Origin of the sequence: Halogeometricum sp. CBA1124, assembly GCF_009741955.1 — an archaeon.
GTDB classification, from domain to species: domain Archaea; phylum Halobacteriota; class Halobacteria; order Halobacteriales; family Haloferacaceae; genus Halogeometricum; species Halogeometricum rufum.
Map to the genome: position 1 here is coordinate 42,247 of NZ_WPCD01000004.1, position 19,954 is coordinate 62,200.

The window sequence follows — 19,954 nt, forward strand, 5'->3', positions numbered from 1 at the left end:
TCAGTCGGAACTCGATGTCTCGGATGCCGCGTCTGCGACGCCGTTCTTGTGGAGGTGACACGCGGCGAAGTGTCGGCTGTCGCCGTGTGCAGCGTCTATCTCGTACGCGGGGACTTCGCGGGCGCAGATGCTCTTCTGAGCGAACTGTTCGTCGAGAAGTTGCTCTGCGGCCACCCAGTCGTCTTCGACGACGTAGTCGACCGCTCTCGAAACGTGGTCGCCGGCGGCGCCGTCCGGGACGCCGTCGGTGAAGAACTGCTCTTCGACGTCGGCGCGACTGTCGGCGACGAAGCCCTGTCGTTTCACCTCGCGAATGAACTCGCGGGTGGCCGCCCAGGACGTCTCCGTCATGCGGTACTCCTCCGGTGCGATGAGGTCGGGACAGCGAGTCCGGAACCGGCACCCCGACGGCGGGTCGATCGGGTTTGGAACGTCTCCCTCCAGAACCGCCCGCTGCCCCCTCACCTCGGGGTCCGGGACGGGAATGGATTCGAGGAGCGCCCGCGTGTACGGATGTTGCGGGTTTTTGAACAGCTCCTCGGTATCGGCGAGTTCGACTAGCTGCCCCAGATACATGACGCCGACGCGATCAGAGATGTGACGGATGACGCTCAGGTCGTGGGCGATGAAGAGGTACGTCAGACCGAACTCCTTCTGAAGCCGTTTCATCGTGTTGAGGACCTGGGCCTGGATGGAGACGTCGAGCGCGCTCACCGGCTCGTCACAGACGATGAAGTCGGGATTCACGGCGAGCGCACGCGCGAGGTTCACGCGCTGGCGCTGGCCGCCCGAGAACTCGTGGGGATACCGATTGTAGTGCTGTGGGTCGAGACCGACCCGTTCGAGGAGTTCACGGGCTCGGGACTCCCGTTCGTCGGCAGCGAGTTGCTGGTGAGTCTTCATCGGTTCTTCGACGATGGGACCGACCTTCATCCGTGGGTTGAGCGACGACTGGGGGTCCTGGAAGATCATCTGCATGTCCCGTCGCTTGTCTCTGAGTTCCTCTTTGCCCATCTCCGCGAGGTTCTCTCCTCGGAAGTATATCGCCCCCTCAGTGGGTTCGGTCAGCCGAAGGACGGTGCGGGCGAGCGTCGACTTCCCGCATCCGGACTCGCCGACCAGTCCGAACGTCTCTCCCTTTCTGATGTCGAACGAAACGTTCTCGACGGCCCTGACCCGTTCCTTTCGTGTCTGTATCGGGAAGCCGTCGTGCTCGTCGTCGTACGTCAGGCTCAACAGCCCGCCGTCGTTGACGTAGTGCTTCACGACGCCGTCGAGCGAGACGAGCGTTTCGCCGAAGTCCACCTCGTCGGCGTCCGAGAGTTCCACGCCGGGTCGGGCGTCGCTACTCATTGGTCACCTCCTCGGCGGGGTCGGTCTCACCGGTGAGACCAACTCCGAACCCGCCGCCGACGTGTCTCTCGAGTGGCTCGCTCCCCTCGTAGCCGGCGCCGAACACCGACTCGTGTTTGAGGCAGGCGGCACGGTGCCGTCTTGCGCCCTCCTCGGAGACGTTGCGCGCCGCCGGATTGTGTTCGCGACAGACTGCCCGCGCCTCCGGACACCGCGTGTGGAACCGACACCCCGACGGGGGATTGATCGCCTCCGGCATGACGCCGGCGATGGGTTCGAGTTCCTCGACGCGTTCGTCGGGGCGGGGTATCGACCGGAGCAATGCCTCGGTGTACGGGTGTTGGGGATTCTTGAACAGGTCTGAGACGGCCGACTGTTCGACGATCTCTCCGAGGTACATGACGTTCACTCGGTCGCATATCTCCGCGACGACTCCCATGTCGTGCGTCACCCAGATGAAACTCGTGTCGTACCGGTCCTGCAGGTCGGAGACGAGGTCCAGAATCTGGCTCTCGACGGTCACGTCGAGGGCCGTGGTCGGTTCGTCCGCGATGATGAGTTCGGGTTCGCAGGCGAGGGCCATCGCGATCAAGACGCGCTGGCGCATCCCGCCGGAGAACTGGTGCGGATAGTTGTGGAACCGGTTCTCGGGTTTCGGGATGCCCACCTCCCGGAGCATCTCTATCGCTACCTCATTCGCGGCTTTGCTCCCGAGATCTCGGTTGTACTCGATGAACTCCTGCAGTTGCTCTCCGACGGTGAACACGGGGTTCAGCGACTCCATCGGGTCCTGAAAGATGATCGCGATGTCTCGACCTCGCACCTGTTCGCGCATCTCCGTCTCCGACAACATGTCGGGGTGGTGGCGAACCTCGCCGTCGTCCTCTTCCTTGACGCCGAACAGCAGTTGCCCGTTGAACGTGATTCTCCCGCCCACGATGGCGCCGGGGGAGTCGATGAGTCGGAGGATCGACCGGGCGGCGACGCTCTTCCCTGCACCCGACTCTCCGACAATACCGAGGATTTCGCCGCGTTCGACGTTGAAGGAGACACCGTCGACGGCCTGGACGACCCCTTCCTCGGTGAAGAACTGCGTCCTGAGGTTCTCGACCTCGAGAATTGTGTCTGTCATAGTATGTGCGAGTGTGGCTACCACATATCTCCACCACGGACCTTATTAAATATACAGGTACTCGTCGGCGGCGGCGTGTCCGAGAGGGCTATTGAATCGAACGGCCCGAGAGAGACGAAAAGCGGATTCGAAGGAAGCGAGAAGGGAGGAACGCAAAAGAGGGTGGACGAGACGGTGCGTCGCCCGGGGTCAGTTCCGCAGGTTGGGGTCTAGTGCGTCACGGAGGCCGTCGCCGACCAGGTTGAATCCGACGACGGTGACGAGGATAGCCAGTCCCGGCCAGACGCTGAACCACGGGTCGGGGAGCATGAACCCTCTCGACTGGGCGAGCATCTGTCCCCACGACGGCGTCGGCGGTTGCGCACCGAACCCGAGGAACGAGAGGCCGGCGACGGTGAGGATGTTCACGCCGACCTGCAGAGTCGCCTGCACGATTACGGGAGCGAACGAGTTCGGGATGATGTGTCGGGAGAGGATGTTCCTGTCGCGGACGCCGATGGCGCGTGCGGCTTCGACGTACACCTCCTCTCGGACGCTGATGACCCGGGAGCGGATGAGGCGAGCGAACACGGGCACCGTCGCGATACTGACGCCAACCATCGCGAAGGTGAGGTCGCGTCCGAACGCGGCCATGAACGCGATGACGAGGACGAGAAACGGAATGGCGTACAGCGTCTCGACGATGCGCATCAGGACGTCGTCGACCCAGCCACCCCAGTACCCCGCGACAGAACCGATGATAGTACCGAGGGCCATACCGACACCCGTCGAGACGATACCGACGGTCATGGCGATCCGGGACCCGTAGATGAGTCGAATCAGGATGTCTCGACCCCGGTGGTCCGTCCCGAGGGGGTGCGCCCACGTCCCCTTCCCGAACGTGTTCTCGAACCCGGGCGGGGGCAAGAGCGTGGTCGTCGATGCGGGGTCGGTCTCGGGATGGTACAGGAACCGCTCTGCGATAGTGTAGTCGAGGATGGCAGCGTCGACCCAGGCGAACGTCGCCAGCGCCGTCATGAACCCGACTACGTAGAGGCCGATCCGAGCGGTCCGGTCACGTCGAATCTGTTCGAGCGTGTACCGCCATCCGACTCGCGCTTCAATCTGCTCTTGATCGTCTGCTGGTTCGGTTCCACCGCTCGAACCGCTCTCTGGCCGGTCGGTGAGTATCTTCTTCGTGTCGCTGGTTTTCGTACTCATATTAGCTCGCCTCCGAGTCGTAACTCACTCTGGGGTCTACCCACGCGTACGCGAGGTCGGTCAGGATGACCCCGACGACGAACGTGACACCGAAGAATAGTGTCGTCCCCATCACGAGTTGGTAGTCTTGGTTGTTGATTGCCGTGATGATGAGTCGGCCCATACCGTTGATGTTGAAGACCGTCTCGGTGAGCACTGCGCCGCCGAGCGCAGACGTGAGCTGTAGTCCGAGCACGGTGATCACCGGGAGTTGGGCGTTCTTGAACGCATGTTTGCGGACGATCTTCTGCTCGGGGATGCCGTACGCTCGCGCGAGTTCGATGTAGGGTTTTTTTGAGTACCTCTAACATCGAGGAGCGCTCGATTCGCATCACGGCTGCCATGTAGAGCGTCCCGAGCGTGATGGAGGGCATGATCAGGTGGATCGCCGACTTCTGGACCACCTCGAGCTGCGTCGACGCGTTATTCACCGTCGCTGGATCAGCCCACGGCATCACGAGACTGGTCGCCGGGAGGACGTCGAGGTGGAACGCAAAGATGATTATCAGCATGAGGCCGATCCAGAACGATGGGGGTGCTCACGCCGAACAGTGCGACGAGGCGGGAGACGTGGTCGGAGGTTTGGTTCCGTCGTTTCGCCGAGAGCATCCCGAGCGGAATCGCGGTGCCGATGGCGAACGTGAAACTCGACGCCATGAGGAGGAGCGTCACCGGAAGACGCTCCATGATCTTCTGGAGGACCGGCGCTCCGCCGTAGTGGATGCTTCTCCCGAGGTCACCTTGGATCACGCCGAACATGTACGTCAGGTAGCGCTCCCAGAGCGGTCGGTCAAGACCGTATTTCGCCCGGACGGCGTCGACGGCGTCGGCCGGGGCACCGGGCCCGATCAGGATGCGAGCCGGGTCACCGGGAATCGCGTTGATGAGAAAGAACGTAATCGTCGCGATACCGAGGATGACCGGCACGGCTTGGATGAGTCTTCGAACCGCATATTTTACCGTGCTCATAGGCGTATCAATGCTCGGAGGTCGAGTATAAAAATGATTGGGTCACGGTCACGGGTGTCATCCGAAGTTCGTTCCGATGTCGAACGTCTCACCGCCGTGGCGACATCGTCTCGGTGAGCGAGGGAACCCCGACATAGTTTCGGTGCCGACGTATTGGATCGTCGTTCGGCGTCGGTTCCGTCCGTTACGGCTCGTACCGATGGCCGTCCTTGATCATCGGAGCGCCCACCGCGACGACGCGAAGCGGCCGGTCAGCTGACTCGGCGTTGTACGCACGGTGTGGGGAGTTCGGTTCCGCGACGAACACGTCGTTCGCGGCGACGACGAACACCTCGTCCGGCGTCTCGACGTGCATCTCGCCCTCAACGACGTAGAGCAGTTCTTCCTGTGTATCGTGGGAGTGATACATCTGCGGGATCTGTTCGCCCGGTGCGGCCGTGTAGATGCTCATCCCCACGTGCTCTAAGTCGAGCGTAGACTGGAGCGTCCGTCTGTCAGACTCGTGATCTGGATGCGGTTCGATAGCGTCGAAATCGACGACGTGGTACGCCATACCAGCGTATCAACTGGGGGGGACATGAATGTTGCTCGACGCCGTGGGTGTCGAGTCGTCCGATTTCGGGTCCAGCCGAATGGTCGGCGCCGATCGCATCACCGTGACTTACAGAATTACCCGCTCTCCTCCCTTGTACACCTCCTCAACCGAGCTGATCGCGGAGATGTCTTCGAGTGGGTCCTCCCTGAGAGCAATCAAGTCTGCATGCCGTCCCGGTTCGACCGCTCCGATCGAATCGTCGTGAAGCGCTTGCGCGGCGACCGAGGTGGCTGATTTGATGGCTTCCATCTCCGACATCCCTACCTCATCGACGAGGAGTTCGAACTCCAGATAGGTCCCGAGTGGGTGGTCCTCGGTCCCACCACAATCAGACGCGTGTGCGATGGGGACGTCCGCCTCGTACGCCCGTCGAATCGATTCGATATGTTCCTCGTGCGCGGCCGCAGATTTCTGCTTAGACCACTCGGGGACGTCGCTCTCCGGACCGGCGACGGCGTTGCGGTAGATCGCTTGGAGAGTCGGCACGAGAATCGCACCCGTCTCGTGGAACAGTTCGATCGACTCGTCGTCGATTCCGATACCGTGTTCGATCGTGTCGACGCCGTTTCGGAGCGCCCGGTTGATACCTTCGGTCCCTTCGGCGTGCGTGGCGACGGGAACGTCCCACCGGTGCGCTTCTTCGGTGAACGCAGCAATCTCCGCTTCAGTGTAGTGCGCGTGATCGGGGTGGTCCTTCTCGGAGAGCATTCCCCCGGACGTCATTATCTTGATGAGGTCGACCCCCTCGCGGAGATGTTTTCGGACCTCCTTGCGAGCCTCGTCTACGCCATCGGTCAAGACGTGTCCGGCGTGCGGATCGTTCTCCACCCACTCGTACGGCAGGTAGTGCGAGTCGGCGTGCCCGGCCGTCTGCGAGAACGATTTCCAGGCCGTATAGATACGCGGTCCCGGAATCTCCCCCTCCTCGACGGCCTGACGAAGACCGAGTCCTGTCGGACCGCCGCAGTCGCGGATGCTCGTGAACCCCGACGAGAGGAGCGTCCGCAGATCTTTCGTGGCTCGTGCCGTCCCCAGGGCGACATCGAGAGTCAGCATGTCGAACGGTCGAAGCGACCGCCAACCGTTGATGTGCAGGTGCGCGTCGATGAGACCCGGGAGCACGATCTCGTCCGACAGATCCACTTCCTCCGCCTCCTCCGGGACGGCAATCTCACCGACTCCTCCGACCGACTCGATGATGCCGTCGCGTACGACGACACACGCATCAGAGATCGGTTGGTCGTCGAGCCCGTCGATCAGCGTCCCGCAGGTGAATACTACCGTTCGGTCGTCGCTGCCAGTCATGACTAGTGTTGCCTCGCAACGAACTCTCGGGGCCGCGGATATATACGTTTCCTCCGTTCAGCAGGGTAGCGAAGGAACGGCGAGCGACTGTCCGTGTTCGGACAGCCTGTCACTGTCCAATGGCAAGATTTTTACTCGAATCTGGAGTGGTAGATGGTAACAACCATCTAACCGTCCGTCCGGATTTGCCGTCGTATCGTAGCGACCGATCGGATGCTCAGAATCATGCCACCTACACACATCACCGAAGCACTAACAATCGTCGACAAGGAGGTGAATGCTATTTCTGCCGAACGCCGGGCTCTCGGCCGGTTCCTCACCCGACTCGGCGATATCCAGCCGTCGCCAACACGACCGAGAACAGCGTCCGACGGTCACGGGCGTGGCGTCCTCCTCGACATCGACCGCGAACGGAGTGCGGGACTCGAGGCCGTCTGCGAGGCGTACCGTCAGACTGTGATGAGCGTGGCCCACTTCGAGTCGGACTACGACGAGACGTTTGCGGAGAACGTGGCCGCCGAGCTCGGACCGGATATCGCGACTCAGCTCGTGAACGCCTCCTCGCTGTCACCAGAACTGAAGTCGGCGATAGCGTCGGCCGTGACCGACGTGCGGTCGAAGCGAGGGAGTTTCTGCCGAAGCCTCCGAAACGAACGAGAGTCGTTGTCAGCTCTCGGCCGCTCGCTCAACGAGATTGACAGTATAGTAGACGAGCTTGCGCCGAAGATAACTGAATCCGCGCCGAGTACTCAGCTTTCCGTCGTCGACGACCGACTTGAGACCCTAGAAACCCGCTGTCGAAACCTGAACGGTGAACGGCAGCGCGTCTTACATGACGGGCCGACCGTGAGGTCCAAGCGGAGACGCGTCGCTCTCCCTGACTATCTCTACCACGACTGTGACTTCAGGTATCCCGGGTTAGCTGCCCTCGCGCGCCGAGTCGATTGTATACAAAATCTTCGACGGGCCTGTTTGCGGTAACCGGAATCTTACGGAGAGTACGGCGTGCGGGGACATGGATACCGACGCTCATCTTATCGCATTACGTAGTCAAAGAAAACTCACTTATCTGACTACGATAGCAGACTTGATTCGATCCGAAGAACTGGAGGAGGCTGCCGCAAGTCACTACACCATATCTTGACCATTGCTCGCTACATACACGATTGCGTCCGACCTGAAACGAGTAGACTGCTAGCGAGTTCGTCAAACTGGTCTCTTCAGGACTTCCGCCGTCCGACTGAGACTCAATCATTCTCTATTGTATATTTTCAGGGAGATAATACTATCAAAAACTGGCTGTTTATAAAGAGCAAGGAGAATACCCGCGCCTTTAGGCGCGGGATGAATCCGACACTTCCTACACAGTCAACCGTACAAACGCTCGGCTGGATATTCCACGCCTGAATCCAAACTTTTACAATAGAACGCTACATAACCAGTTATGGAGGCGTTCCACGATGCATATCCACCGCACCTACCGGGCGAAAATCCTCAACCACCGGCAGGTAGAGGACTCGCTCGACCGACACGGGTGGAGTGCATCGAAACTGTGGAACGTTGCGAACTACCACTCCCGCCAAGTGTGGGAGGACACGGGCGAAATTCCCGACGACTCGGACTTGAAAGGCGAGTTGAAGACTCTCCCCAAATACAAGGGACTGCACTCGCAGTCCAGTCAGCGCGTTCTGGAGGAACTCGCTGAAGCCTTCAACTCGTGGTACGGCAAACGCAAGACCGACTCTCGTGCGAATCCGCCCGGCTACCGCAAACGCAACTACTACGACTCAGAAGGCCGTCGCGTCCACGAAGAACACCCCCGTTCGACCGTGACGTGGAAGCAGAAAGGTATCCGTCACGACACCAAAAACGGGCGAGTCCGCCTGTCGAAAGGCGCGAACCACAAGGAACATCCGAGAGCGTGGGAATACATCCTTGTTGACTACGAGACTCGTCCCGGCGTCACCGTCGAAAACCTACAACAGGTCAGAGCCGTCTACGACAAGGCAAAGGGGCGATGGGAACTCCACCTTGTGTGTAAGCATGAAGTGGAGACACCCGACGCTCCCGGTAAAGAGACGGCGGGTGTTGACCTCGGTATCTGTAACTTTGCGGCAGTCGCGTACAGTACCGAACAGGCCGACCTGTACCCCGGTAATCGCTTGAAGCAGGATGGCTACTACTTCCCGAAGGAAATCGCCAAGTGTGATGACTCCGGTGGGGAAGAAGCCACTCGACTCCATGCGAAGTGGTCAGAGCGCCGCACCCACTTCTTCCACTCCTTAGCGAAACACATCGTTGAACGATGTGTCGAGCAAGAAGTGGGTCGCATCAACGTCGGGGAACTTGCTGGTGTTCGAGAAGATGAGAACGGTGAGTCGAAGAATTGGGGGCGGCACGGGAACTTGACCTGCACGGGTGGGCGTTCGACCGGTTCACGTCGATACTCGAATACAAGGCGAAAGTCAAGGGCATCGAGGTCGTGGAAGTGTCGGAGAGCAACACGAGCAAAACGTGTTGCGTCTGCGGTAGGAAAGACGACAATCAGCGTGTCGAACGCGGCCTATACGTGTGTGAGGAACACAACGATGCGTTCAACGCGGACGTGAACGGGGCGGAGAACATCCGTCTCGACATCAACAACACAGAAAGTAACTCCGAGTCTGCACTCGGTTTGGGTGGGGATAGGAGTACCGGCTGGTTGGCACAGCCCGGAGTCTACCTATATGACTTGTCCAGCGGATTCCAACCGCAGGAACAAGTGGTAGACTGCAAACCCTAATATCCCAACCCAGCGGTGCGGTGCCGTGGGATTCCTCCGCCTTCAGGCGGAGGAGGATGTCAACTCTCATGCAATCACGATCTCGGTAGGATTGCTCTTTGCCGCATCGAAATGGTGGGCGAACGTCTGAGCGAGATATCGCCGTGAAAAGCTGAGCATCTTTGTTCCAATTTCTGATACGGTTCAGGCTTAGAACCAAAATCATAGCAATACGCTCTGGTTGAGCCGGTTTAGTATCGGGCAGTTGGTGGTTTGTAGCTCAGAGCATGCCGAATCTCTGTCAACTTTGAGAGACAGTATTTTGTATAGCGCTATATGATATATTCAGTAGTGGTTTTCTCTTGAAATCTCGAATACTGGCGTTTCAGATGTTCTCTGTGGCGAATCAGGGTTGGGCAATTGCACTTTGTTTTAGTTCAATAAAGTCAAGTGGATAGCACGGGGTCGGCGCTGTACCCCGAACCATTCCGATGCTCATGCCAGCATCCTCTAGTTCAGACCCGGAGACTCCGGTATCGTGAAGATCAGCGGCGAGTCGCAAGAGAGTTCGCCAAACCGCCATCTCTATTCTGAGAGCCGAGAGTTTCTAGGCCTGAAACTGTGGCTCCGATACTAACTCGACAGGCTACCCTGGTGAGGCGGGATGCCCTGTCCGTCCACGCAACGCGGATCCACGACCGAACGTGAGTTACGAATCGATGACATCGGGAAACGATACGGCGACTTCTGGGCGCTTCGTGATGTCGGGCTCACGCTCACCCCCGGCGTGACTGGACTCCTCGGGTCGAACGGCGCGGAGAAGTCGACCCTGATGCGGATCATCACGGCCATCACCGACCCCGCCGAAGGGAAGGTCTTCTGGAACGGAACAGATATCGTCGAGACACCAGCCGCTGTTCGTGCGGCTGTGGGTTATCTCCCGCAAGACTTCGGCGTCTACCCGCACCTGACAGCGGCCGAGTTCCTCTTATATCTCGCGTCTGTCCGCGGCCTCCGCGCTCCCGACAATCGTATTGACTACCTGCTTGCGCTCGTGAACCCCGAGGACGCTCGCGACGACCGCCTCGAGACGTATTCCGGCGGAATGCGCCAGCGCGTCGACATTGCCTAGGCGCTCCTCAGTGACCCCGCCCTCCTCGTCGTCGACGAACCGACTGTCGGTCTTGACCCGGCCGAACGCGTTCGGTTCCGCAACGTTCTTGCCGACCTCGCTGATGACCGCATCACTGTCCTCTCGACGCACATTGTTCCCGACGTCGAGGCGACCGCCACGGACGTCGCAGTCCTCCATAACGGCCGCCTGCGCATGCACGCTCGTCCCAACGAGATGATCGAGGAGTGGTCGCATCTGGGAGTGGACGGATGACAACGCTGACTTGCCGACACTCCGGCGCGAGTACACGGTCAGTAGTACGAGCCATCGTCGAAACGGGGTCCGCGTCCGTGCAGTAGCCCAGACCCGCCCGACACCGGACGCTGTCGCCGTTGATCCGACGCTCGAAGACGCCTACCTCCTCTCCTCACGGAGGGCGAGGACGGATGACGAGCGGTCGAGCGATTCTTGGCGTCGCGCTCGCAGACTTTCGTGAGCGCTCTCGCACTCTGACGTTGCTCGTCGTCCCCATTCTGATCGCGTACTTCGCGAAGCTCGCGACAGTCGACTCGGCCCTCTACGTCGCCAACTCGCACACTGGAACGCCTAACGCCGCGTGGTTCGGCGGTGTCGTCGCCGGGATCGCGACACTCGTGTTCTTCCTCTTTGGCTAGCCGCTCGTCTCCGGGAGTGTCGAACGCGACCGCGAAACCGGTGTCGGCCAGATCCTCGCTGCGGCCGCCGTCTACTTTGAGACTGTGCGACCGTTACGTGGCACGCTGGGTTCGGTCGTTACGAAGTAACTTTGCATCGAAGTCCGCCATGGATGTCTGTTCAGTATACCTGTTACAGAGATCTGTGACAGACGATTTGACATCGGCCTACCGGACGTATCCGATTTATCGCGCAAATGCCGGCCCGTCCCGACGAATTAGTACAGAAACTTATTACAGATACTCATCTGTAACAGAGTTACGTTACAGATAAATTTCACGAGAATTTGTCCCCTAAGATGGCCTTCGACAGGTTCTCGGGGAGATTCCTTCCTGGTATAATATCCCCAGATATCTGTAACTGAAGTCTGTAATTGACGTCTTGACAGATATCTGCCATGAAGGCTACGTGAACTGGCGCGAGTGCAATTTGAGTTCTGTAGCAGGCATCTGTTACAAGTATCTGTAACAGATATCTGGCTTGTATGTCTGACACAGATTTATGAGTAAGGAGGATGATACCGAAATCGATGATTACGGCTGTCGTGTACTCCGAATCCGGCGGGACGTACAAGACGACGATGACAGCGAACCTCGCCGTCGCGTTAGAACGGATGGGACTGAATACGCTCGTACTGGATCTCGATCCCCAAGAAGGGAATCTTACCAGTCTCTTCGACGTCGGCTCACGCCGCAGCGATCCCGACGCGGACAATCTGGTCAAGCATATTCTCGATATGCCAGACGGAGAGTTCGAAGCGCTCATCGAATCGACGGACGAGGGCGTGGACATCATTCCGAGTCACGACATGCTCGGAGACTTCACCTCGAATCTAGAGCAAAAGATCTCCTACGAAACGGGAATGAAGAACATGAACCGAGAGGACTACCCTCGGTTCGAACTGCTTTACGAGTTGCTCTGGAACGAGCAGGAACTACACAAAAAGTACGATGCTATCCTCATCGATCCGAATGCAAGAGCAGAAGACCTCCTATATAATGCCATCTTCGCCCTACGTACGCTCGTAGCACCCGTAAAACCGGCTGGAAAGGGTAATTTGAGCCTCGAAGGCCTAGACGAACTCGTCGGAAACATGGAAAGACAGCTCGATATCGAAATCGGGCTCTCATGTGTCGTTCCCTCCGGAGTCGGACAGACGAACGCTCACCAACAGTATCAACAGCAGTTCAGAGAGACAGATGCATTCGCAACTCCCGTCACGATCGGAAACCGTGAGAGTCTCATGGACGCAATGTGGGAGGCCAGAGGCTCCGCATTCAGAGTCGTAGAAGAACGGTGGAAGACGTTCGAGCGAGACGGACAGATGGTGAGCGAACCAGGACAGCGACGAATACGTGAGAGGGAAATCGACACCCTTCGGAAACTCTACGAACTAGCCTTATTCATCGCGACAGTCACGTTCGACGCCGAGGTGCAACCGATCCTAGAACTCAACATTCAGGACCACGAGAGCCGAGTTATCGATCTTCAAACGGACGAGAAACACGAGGTGACGACAGCATGAGCAACTTCAAATCCGGGTCTGGGAATCTGGACTTCGGAGGAGAAAACGAGTCAGGCGACCCGAACGGCAATGAGCAACCCACAGACTCGACTGCGTCCGAGCAGTCCGAGCCAACTACCTCTGATAAACCAGATACCACGATACACAACACAGAGGCATCAGAGACGTCAGAGGATGACCCGTCGATGACTGCATCGGCCCCCTCTACAACAAGCTACCCGTACTTTGTCCGGCGAAATAACGTCGGTGACGAACGCGATACGCGTCTCGAAATCCACGTCAGAGATAAAGTCGCAGATCGAGAAGGCAAATTCCGAAACGAACTGGCAGAGCAACTTGGTACGAACGAGGTATCGAAAACGGACGCTCGTGAGTTCGCCCTGCTAGCCGCGTTTCAACATCCAGAGCGCGTTGCCGAGCTGATGCGCGACGAAGGGTTCGGCGCGCTCGATTGAATCTATCGCGTCTGGAGGCGGGGAGACGGCTAATCAGTCGTCTCTGGTCTTGATGTCCGCCGAGAGACCCTGCGCCATCTGGATGTCCTTGGAGTTGTTCAGCGTCCACGCCGTCCGTTCGGTGACGGCTTCGATGACCTCGCGGGCACTCGGGTAGCCGTTCCCGGACTTCTTCACACCGCCGAACGGCAGGTGAACCTCGGCGCCGATGCACGGGAGGTTACCGTACGCGAGTCCGATTTCGGCGTTGTCGCGGTAGTAGTTTATCTCGCGGTAGTCCTCGGAGATAATCGCGCCCGCGAGTCCGTAGTCGGTGTCGTTGTGAATCTCGACGGCCTCCTCGATGTCGCCGGAGTACTGCAGGAGGGCGACGTGGGGGCCGAACACCTCCTCGTGGGTGCAGCGCAGGTTCTCGTGTGCGTCGGCCTCGTAGACGAACGGACCGACCCAGTGGCCGTCCTCGTGTCCGTCGGGAATCTCGTCGTCGTTCAGTTCCGTCCGGTCGACGAGGACGTTCACGTCCTCGCGCTTTGCCAGTTCGTTGTACTTCGTCACCTTCTCGACGTGGCCCTCCTCGATGAGGGGGCCCATGAACGTCTGCTCGTCGAGGGGGTTGCCGACGGCGACGTTCTCCGCCGCTTCGACGAACCGTTCCTTGAACTCGTCGTACACCGACTCGTGGACGATAATGCGCTCCGAGGAGACACAGCGCTGTCCCGTGGTCTTGAACGACGACATGACCGCCGAGTGGACGGCGATGTCGAGGTCGGCGTTCTCCGTGACGACGATGCCGTTCTTACCGCCCATCTCGCAGGCGGCCAGTTTGCCGGGTTCGCCGCCGACCTTCGAGGCGATTTCGTGGCCCACCTCGGCGGACCCCGTGAAGAGGACGGTGTCGACGCGCGAGTCGTCGACGATGGCCTCGCCGGCGTCGCCGAAGCCCTGCACCATGTTGAACACGCCGTCGGGGATGTCGGCGTCCTCGAACATCTCGGCGATTATCTGCCCGCACCACGGCGTCTGCTCGGCGGGCTTCCAGACGACGGTGTTGCCCTCGACCAGCGAGACGGCCATGTGCCAGAACGGGATGGCGACGGGGAAGTTCCACGGCGTGATACAGCCGACGACGCCGCGCGGCTTGCGGCGCATGTAGGCGTCCTTCGCGGGAATCTCCGAGGGCACCACGTCGCCCTTCGGGTGGCGGGCGTCGCCGGCGGCCCACTCGACCATGTGCCACGCCTCGGTGACGTCGGCTTTCCCCTCAGAAATCTCCTTGCCGCACTCCTTGGTGACGACTTCGCCGAGTTCCTCGTGGCGGTCCTTCAGTTCGTGGTAGATGTCCCAGAGGTACTCCGCGCGGTCGATGTGCGAGAGCGCCTGCCACTCCTCCTCGGCCTCGTCGGCCGCCGCGAGTGCGGCGTCCACGTCCTCGGGTGTCCCGCGTCGGAACTCGCCCAGCGTCTCGCCCGTCGCCGGGTTCTCGCTCTCGAACGTCTCGTCTCCGGTCCCGTCAGTCCATTCGCCGCCGATGTAGTGTTGGTACACTTCGCCGTTCGTCATACTGGCAATATTCTCGATGGTCACTTAATAGTCGCTGACCCTCCCATGGACGGCTCCCGGGTCGGCGCGTCGTCGTCGTCCCGGGGCGTCGGCCGAGTGGACCGCGTCGGCGGCCGTCATCGCCGCCGACGAACCGAGCGACTGCGCGGCGTGGTAAAGACAAACACTATATTCGGGAGCGGACTAACTCCGTCGTATCATGGCCGTACGCGAAGCGACTCGGGCGGGGACGCGCTTGACGCTCGACCTGTGGCACCCGAACTGTTGGGCGATAGAGGCGACGGAGCGACACCCCGGGGGCATCCTCGCGCACGCAATCTACCACGCGCCGGAGACGGGGGCGACGACGGTGAACGGCCTGTTCACCGCCTACGGCGACACCGCGGCGGAGGTGGAGACGCTGCTCGACACCATCGCGGCGTCCGAACACGGCGGCGACGTGCAGGAGTTACAGGAGCGGTTCGGCAGGACCGCCGCACGGGTGGCACCGGGACGGGTCGCGCGCGAGTTCTTCCTCGAGTACGACCCCGGCGACATGATCTGTCCGACGCTTCTGAGACAGGGGTTCGTCCACAGCGCACCCACGCGCATCGAGAACGGCAGGGAGTACTGGAAGGTGTGCTTCGCCGGCGAACGCGGCGACATCGAGACGGCCCTGGACGCGGTGCGCGAGGAGGCGGGCGCGGAGATAACCGTCGAGCGAATCGCCACCTCGGACACGGTCGAACCCGAACGCGCCCGCCGCCTCGGGACGCTCACCGCGACGCAGCGGGAGGTGTTCGAACTCGCTCGCGAACGCGGCTACTACCAGTGGCCGCGGGGGGTCTCGACGCGCGAACTCGCCGGCGAGTTGGACATCTCGAAGACGACGCTGCTCGAACACCTCCGGAAGGCCGAGGCGAAACTGCTCGACCCCGAGTCGAACTGACCGGCGTCGACCCTGCGCTCGACGCCCCTCGTCGACGGCGGCACCGCCGGGTCGCTCACGCCGTGAACACCGGAACGTCCAGCGCGCCGATGACCCGGTTCGTAATCGACCCGATGAGCGGCTTGTCGGGGTCAGAGCGCCCTCGCTTGCCCATGACGACGACGTCGACGTCGTTCTCCTCGACGTACTCGAGAATCGCCTCGATGGGCGTGTTCGACGTGACGGACGTGACGCAGGGCACGTCCGCCTCCGCGGCGAGGTCCGCTATCTCGGCGACGTACCTCTCGCCCTTCTTCTGTAGTCGCTTCCGCGTCTGCTCGATGTCGCTCGGCACCGCGACGTAGTCGGCGTCGCCCATGTCCATCGCGTACAGGACGTGCAACGTCGCCCCGTTGCGCTGTGCGAACTTGATAGCCTGTCTCGCGGCCGCTCGGGAGGCCTTGCTCCCGTCTGTGGGGACGAGAACGTCGTCGAAGTCGGCTTTCGGGCTCACGTCCGGGTCCAGAATCGCGTCGGTCTCTTCGTCCATGTATCACGAACGTTCGGGGACGAAGGTAGTTCTAGCCCGTCCTTCCCAGTTCGTGAGAGTTCGATGCAGGCGTCGCGTCGCCCGTCGGGAGACGCCTCACCCGAGGACGGCGCGGAGGGCGAACAGGGCGTTCTCCTTGCGTTCGCGCACGCGTCGGGTGAAGTAGGAGAACCACTTCGGTCCGTACGGGACGTACTGGTAGACGGGCATCGACTCGGTGAGTTCGTCCTGCAGGTCCTCGCGGACGCCCATCAGCATCTGCACCTCGAACGGCGTCCCGTACTCCCGGTAGCGGTCGGCGGCGTAGTTCACCATCTGCACGTCGTGGCTGCCGACGGCGATGCCGTCGTCGAACTCGCGGAACATGAAGTCGAGGTACTCGCGGTACTTCTCGTCCACCGTCGCCTTGTCCCGGTAGGCGATGCGCTTCGGTTCGTCGTACGCGCCCTTCACGAGTCGCACCTTCCCCGGCAGGTCCGCCAGTCGTCGCAGGTCCTCCTCGGTGCGCTTCAGGTTCGCCTGCACGCAGACGCCGACGTCGCCGTACGCGCGGGCGTTCTCCTCGAACGCGTCGAGGGTCGCGTCCGTCGTCTCGTGACCCTCCATGTCGACCCAGACGAAGACGCCCCGGTCGTCCGCGCGTTCGACGATTCGGCCGAGGTTCTCCCGGAACGCGTCCGTCCCCACGTCGAGACCGACCTGCGAGGGCTTCACCGAGACGCAGCAGTCGAGGTCCGCCGCGTCGATTCGCTCGACGAGTTCGAGGTACGTGTCGGTGTCCGCGGCGGCGTCGCTCGGGTCGTCGTAGTGCTCTCCGAGCAGGTTCACGATGCCGCGAATCCCTCGGTCGTTGATGTCGGCGACGTGCGAGAGGACGCCCTCGACGTCCTCGCCCGCGACGAAGTTGTTCGCAACCGGTGGTATCATCGCTCGTGGGTGAGAGAGCAACGCCCTTAGTGGGTGACCCGACCATGTTCACCCTCTCGCACGCGCGGCGAAACGACCGTCTCGGGCGTCGAACCCCGACGATTCACCATCCGCGTGAGAGAAACCCGACCATGGTAGGTCGTGTCCTTATTCCCGAACACCGGTGACGATACTCCGTCATGCAAAGTGATGGCACGGGCGGACGTTTTGACCGCCGTACGCTGCTGAAACTGTCAGGTATGGGTCTAGTTGCGGGGATGGCCGGCTGTCTCGAAGACGCCGAATCGACGCCGACGAGTGGGGGCGGCGACACCGGCGGTGACTCCGGCGGCGACGCCACCGAGATGGAGACGGACACCGAGAGCGAGGACTCCGGCGGCCAGAGTTCCTACACCATCGGCATGGTGGACGCACTCACGGGGTCGCTGGCTCCCTACGGCAAGCGGAACCAACGGGGGAAGGACCTCGCCCTCGCGGCCATCAACGACGCCGGCGTCGGCTCCGACGACGGGCAACTGAACATCACCGTCGAGGACTCCGAGTCGTCGAATCAGGCGGGCGTCACCGCCGCGCAGAAACTCGTCGAGCAGAACGGCGTTCCCCTGTTCATCGGGGCCGTCGGCTCCGGCGTCTCAATCGCCATGTACGACTCCGTCACGCAGGCGCGGGCGTCGTCCAGATATCGCAGAACTCCACGAGCCCAGAACTCACCTCCCGGCCGGGCCTCCTCCGGACGAGTCCCTCCGGGTCGGCCAAGGGGCAGGCGCTCGCACAGTTCATCGCAGACGAGGGGCACGACGCCGTCGCCGTGACGTGGGTGAACAACGACTACGGGAGCGGCCTCTCGGAGGTGTTCGCCGAGAGCTTCGAGGGCGACGTCGTGTTCAACGAACCGCACGACCAGGGGCAGTCCTCGTACAGCGGGACGCTGACGAAGATGGCCTCGACGAACGCGACGGCGTGGCTGTTCCTCACCTACGCCAACGAGATGACCGTCATGGCGAACGAGTCGTTCGACCAGGGCTACAACACCGGCGTGGACTACTACGGCGCCGAGTCCACCGTCGCGGAGGAGATTCTGGCGAACACGCCGGAGGGGAGCCTCGACGGCATGAAGGGAATCACGGAGTCCGCGCCCGCCGACCAGGAGAACTACCAGAACTTCGTCTCGCAGTTCGAGTCGGAGTACGACCAGACGCCGACGGTGTGGGCCGCCTACGCCTACGACGCCGTCACCATCGCCGCTCTCGCCATCGAGGCGGCCGACGAGTTCACCGGAGCCGCGCTGAACGAGGTGGTCCGCGACGTGACGCGCCCGGAGGGACAGGAGGTGTACTCCTTCGAGGAGGGCGCGTCGATTCTCCGTGACGGCGGCTCCCCGAGCGACGTGAACTACGAGGGCGTCAGCGGTCCGGTGGACTTAGACGAGAACGGCGACCCGCCGGGCCTCTACCAGGTCTACTCCGTGCAGGACCACGAGTACGAGTACGGCGACTACGTCACGAGCTAAGATGGTTCGAACGGGTGCAGAGACGGGGCGTCGCCCCGGGAGGCGAGTGTGACGCTACTCGTCCCGTTGCAGGGGCTGAACCCGGTCCAGTTCCTCGTCAACGGAATCGTGTTCAGCAGCGTCATCGTGCTGGCCTCCATCGGCCTGTCGCTCGTGTACAGCATCGCCGACTTCGCCAACTTCGCGCACGGCGACACGATGACCGTCGGGGCGTTCGGCGCACTCGCTGCCGCGGGCGTCCTCGCGCCGGCGATGGAGGGCATCCTCGTGCTCGGCTTCCCGGTGTGGATGTTCGTCGCACTGGTCGCCGGGATGGCCGCCGCCGCCGTCGTCGTCGTCCTGACGGAGTTCGTCATCTACCGTCCCCTCGACACGGGCTCCATCGAACTCCTCATCACGAGCATCGGGGTGGCGCTCGCGTACCGCGCGGTCATCTTCCTCGCGTTCGGGACGGGCGCCTCGCGGTACGGCGTCCCCCGCGAGGGCCCGATACCGGCGGTTCGCGAGGTACTGAATCTCGCGGTGACGCCCCGACAGGTCGTCGCCGTCGTCTCGGCGCTCGTCCTCGTGGGCGGCCTCCACGTCGTCCTGCAGTACACGACGCTCGGCCGGAAGATGCGCGCCACCGCCGACGACCCGAACCTCGCTCGCGTGAGCGGGATTCGGACGAAGGAGGTCATCATCGCCATGTGGGTCATCGGCGGTGCGCTGGCCGCCGCGGGCGGCGTCTTCCTCGGTCTGGAGACGCTGGTCCGCCCGCGCATGGGCTTCGACATCCTGCTCATCGTGTTCGCGGCTGTCATCCTCGGCGGCATCGGCTCCGTCTACGGCGCGATGCTCGGCGGCCTCGTCATCGGGATGCTGTACGAACTGACGCCGCTGTTCAGCCTCGTCGGCATCCCCATCGGCACCGAGTACGCCGCCGCCGTCGCGTTCGTCATCATGGTCGTCATCTTGCTGGTCCGGCCGCAGGGAATCGCGGGTGATGCGACGTGACCGACGCGGAATCCGCGGCCGACGGCGGGACGGAACGCGGCGGTCTGTACGACCGCCTCGTTCGCTCGCAGAGCGAGCGCAACGTCCTCGCGGGCGTCGCGGGCGCGACGGCAATCCTGCTGTTGGCGACGGCGCTCGGCGTCGTCCGCCTGCCGTTCCTCCTGTCGCTCCTGTCGCTGGCCGGGATGTACGTCCTGTTGACGCTCGGACTGAACGTCCAGTGGGGCTACGCGGGGCTCATCAACTTCTCCGTCGCCGCGTTCTGGGGCATCGGCGCCTACTCCGCGGCGCTGTTGAGCGCGCCCACGTCGCCGCTCGGACTCGGGTTGCACCCCGTCGTCG

14 protein-coding genes and 5 pseudogenes are annotated in these 19,954 nt (G+C 61.7%); 10 read left to right on the plus strand and 9 right to left on the minus strand.

The features are described from left to right. The 6 genes and pseudogenes from GJ632_RS01165 to GJ632_RS01190 all read right to left on the minus strand — a co-directional run bounded on the left by GJ632_RS01165 (window position 1) and on the right by GJ632_RS01190 (window position 6,593). Window positions 1-1,353: an ABC transporter ATP-binding protein gene (locus GJ632_RS01165; RefSeq protein ID WP_191451752.1), complete on the minus strand. Its 1,353-nt coding sequence runs from the start codon at window positions 1,351-1,353 to the stop codon at window positions 1-3. Continuing rightward, on the minus strand, window positions 1,346-2,485 hold the full coding sequence (locus GJ632_RS01170; RefSeq protein WP_191451754.1) for an ABC transporter ATP-binding protein: 1,140 nt from the start codon (window positions 2,483-2,485) through the stop codon (window positions 1,346-1,348). Before GJ632_RS01170 ends, GJ632_RS01165 begins: the two co-directional genes overlap by 8 nt. Window positions 2,486-2,674: 189 nt before the next feature. After that, window positions 2,675-3,685 (minus strand): ABC transporter permease, encoded by a 1,011-nt coding sequence (locus GJ632_RS01175; RefSeq protein WP_191451756.1) that lies wholly within the window; start codon window positions 3,683-3,685, stop codon window positions 2,675-2,677. Window position 3,686: 1 nt separating this feature from the next. Further along, window positions 3,687-4,693 (minus strand): annotated as a pseudogene (locus tag GJ632_RS01180) (ABC transporter permease). A 184-nt stretch (window positions 4,694-4,877) separates the two neighbouring features. Further along, a complete protein-coding gene (locus tag GJ632_RS01185) occupies window positions 4,878-5,246 on the minus strand; it encodes a cupin domain-containing protein (protein ID WP_191451758.1) in 369 nt (122 codons plus the stop codon). A 108-nt stretch (window positions 5,247-5,354) separates the two neighbouring features. Beyond that, entirely contained in the window at window positions 5,355-6,593 is a 1,239-nt protein-coding gene (locus GJ632_RS01190) for an amidohydrolase family protein (protein ID WP_191451760.1), read from the minus strand. Window positions 6,594-6,806: 213 nt separating this feature from the next. Between GJ632_RS01190 and GJ632_RS01195 the strand changes: the two genes are divergently transcribed. From GJ632_RS01195 to GJ632_RS01220, 6 genes and pseudogenes are all read left to right on the plus strand, one after another. Beyond that, a complete protein-coding gene (locus tag GJ632_RS01195) occupies window positions 6,807-7,574 on the plus strand; it encodes a hypothetical protein (RefSeq protein WP_191451763.1) in 768 nt (255 codons plus the stop codon). Between the two features lie 479 nt (window positions 7,575-8,053). Next, a pseudogene (locus GJ632_RS01200) lies at window positions 8,054-9,375 on the plus strand (RNA-guided endonuclease InsQ/TnpB family protein). A gap of 643 nt (window positions 9,376-10,018) precedes the next feature. Beyond that, window positions 10,019-10,964: pseudogene (locus GJ632_RS25695) on the plus strand (ATP-binding cassette domain-containing protein). Beyond that, a complete protein-coding gene (locus GJ632_RS01210) occupies window positions 10,915-11,142 on the plus strand; it encodes a hypothetical protein (protein WP_197427801.1) in 228 nt (75 codons plus the stop codon). The pseudogene GJ632_RS25695 and the gene GJ632_RS01210 overlap by 50 nt, the downstream one beginning before the upstream one ends. Before the next feature lie 569 nt (window positions 11,143-11,711). Beyond that, entirely contained in the window at window positions 11,712-12,707 is a 996-nt protein-coding gene (locus GJ632_RS01215) for a ParA family protein (RefSeq protein ID WP_191451767.1), read from the plus strand. Beyond that, complete coding sequence (locus GJ632_RS01220) at window positions 12,704-13,162, plus strand: acyl-CoA dehydrogenase (RefSeq protein WP_191451768.1); 459 nt, start codon at window positions 12,704-12,706, stop codon at window positions 13,160-13,162. The genes GJ632_RS01215 and GJ632_RS01220 overlap by 4 nt, the downstream gene beginning before the upstream one ends. 33 nt (window positions 13,163-13,195) lie before the next feature. Here GJ632_RS01220 and GJ632_RS01225 read toward each other — a convergent pair whose 3' ends face one another. After that, on the minus strand, window positions 13,196-14,722 hold the full coding sequence (locus tag GJ632_RS01225) for an aldehyde dehydrogenase family protein (RefSeq protein WP_191451770.1): 1,527 nt from the start codon (window positions 14,720-14,722) through the stop codon (window positions 13,196-13,198). A gap of 199 nt (window positions 14,723-14,921) precedes the next feature. Here GJ632_RS01225 and GJ632_RS01230 point away from each other — a divergent pair, with 199 nt between their 5' ends. Further along, on the plus strand, window positions 14,922-15,650 hold the full coding sequence (locus GJ632_RS01230; RefSeq protein ID WP_089806143.1) for a helix-turn-helix domain-containing protein: 729 nt from the start codon (window positions 14,922-14,924) through the stop codon (window positions 15,648-15,650). Window positions 15,651-15,705: 55 nt separating this feature from the next. On the opposite strand, the gene GJ632_RS01235 is transcribed toward GJ632_RS01230, so the two are convergent. Further along, the gene (locus GJ632_RS01235) at window positions 15,706-16,179 is read right to left on the minus strand and encodes a universal stress protein (RefSeq protein ID WP_191451772.1); all 474 of its coding nucleotides are present in this window, start codon (window positions 16,177-16,179) and stop codon (window positions 15,706-15,708) included. A gap of 96 nt (window positions 16,180-16,275) precedes the next feature. After that, entirely contained in the window at window positions 16,276-17,106 is an 831-nt protein-coding gene (locus GJ632_RS01240) for a proline dehydrogenase family protein (protein WP_191451774.1), read from the minus strand. Between the two features lie 257 nt (window positions 17,107-17,363). Between GJ632_RS01240 and GJ632_RS01245 the strand changes: the two are divergent. The 3 genes and pseudogenes from GJ632_RS01245 to GJ632_RS01255 all read left to right on the plus strand — a co-directional run. Beyond that, window positions 17,364-18,616 (plus strand): annotated as a pseudogene (locus GJ632_RS01245) (ABC transporter substrate-binding protein). 48 nt (window positions 18,617-18,664) lie between these two features. Further along, window positions 18,665-19,612, plus strand: a complete 948-nt coding sequence (locus GJ632_RS01250; RefSeq protein ID WP_089806151.1) for a branched-chain amino acid ABC transporter permease — start codon at window positions 18,665-18,667, stop codon at window positions 19,610-19,612. Then, window positions 19,609-19,954: pseudogene (locus GJ632_RS01255) on the plus strand (hypothetical protein); the annotation flags it as partial. The gene GJ632_RS01250 and the pseudogene GJ632_RS01255, both read left to right, overlap by 4 nt.

Coding starts and splice junctions, on each gene's coding strand:
- GJ632_RS01220 (WP_191451768.1), top strand. CDS start 12,704: ATGAGCAACTTCAAATCCGGGTCTGGGAATCTGGACTTCGGAGGAGAA.
- GJ632_RS01165 (WP_191451752.1), bottom strand. CDS start 1,353: ATGAGTAGCGACGCCCGACCCGGCGTGGAACTCTCGGACGCCGACGAG.
- GJ632_RS01215 (WP_191451767.1), top strand. CDS start 11,712: ATGATTACGGCTGTCGTGTACTCCGAATCCGGCGGGACGTACAAGACG.
- GJ632_RS01240 (WP_191451774.1), bottom strand. CDS start 17,106: ATGATACCACCGGTTGCGAACAACTTCGTCGCGGGCGAGGACGTCGAG.
- GJ632_RS01195 (WP_191451763.1), top strand. CDS start 6,807: ATGCTCAGAATCATGCCACCTACACACATCACCGAAGCACTAACAATC.
- GJ632_RS01225 (WP_191451770.1), bottom strand. CDS start 14,722: ATGACGAACGGCGAAGTGTACCAACACTACATCGGCGGCGAATGGACT.
- GJ632_RS01190 (WP_191451760.1), bottom strand. CDS start 6,593: ATGACTGGCAGCGACGACCGAACGGTAGTATTCACCTGCGGGACGCTG.
- GJ632_RS01235 (WP_191451772.1), bottom strand. CDS start 16,179: ATGGACGAAGAGACCGACGCGATTCTGGACCCGGACGTGAGCCCGAAA.
- GJ632_RS01175 (WP_191451756.1), bottom strand. CDS start 3,685: ATGAGTACGAAAACCAGCGACACGAAGAAGATACTCACCGACCGGCCA.
- GJ632_RS01230 (WP_089806143.1), top strand. CDS start 14,922: ATGGCCGTACGCGAAGCGACTCGGGCGGGGACGCGCTTGACGCTCGAC.
- GJ632_RS01210 (WP_197427801.1), top strand. CDS start 10,915: ATGACGAGCGGTCGAGCGATTCTTGGCGTCGCGCTCGCAGACTTTCGT.
- GJ632_RS01170 (WP_191451754.1), bottom strand. CDS start 2,485: ATGACAGACACAATTCTCGAGGTCGAGAACCTCAGGACGCAGTTCTTC.
- GJ632_RS01185 (WP_191451758.1), bottom strand. CDS start 5,246: ATGGCGTACCACGTCGTCGATTTCGACGCTATCGAACCGCATCCAGAT.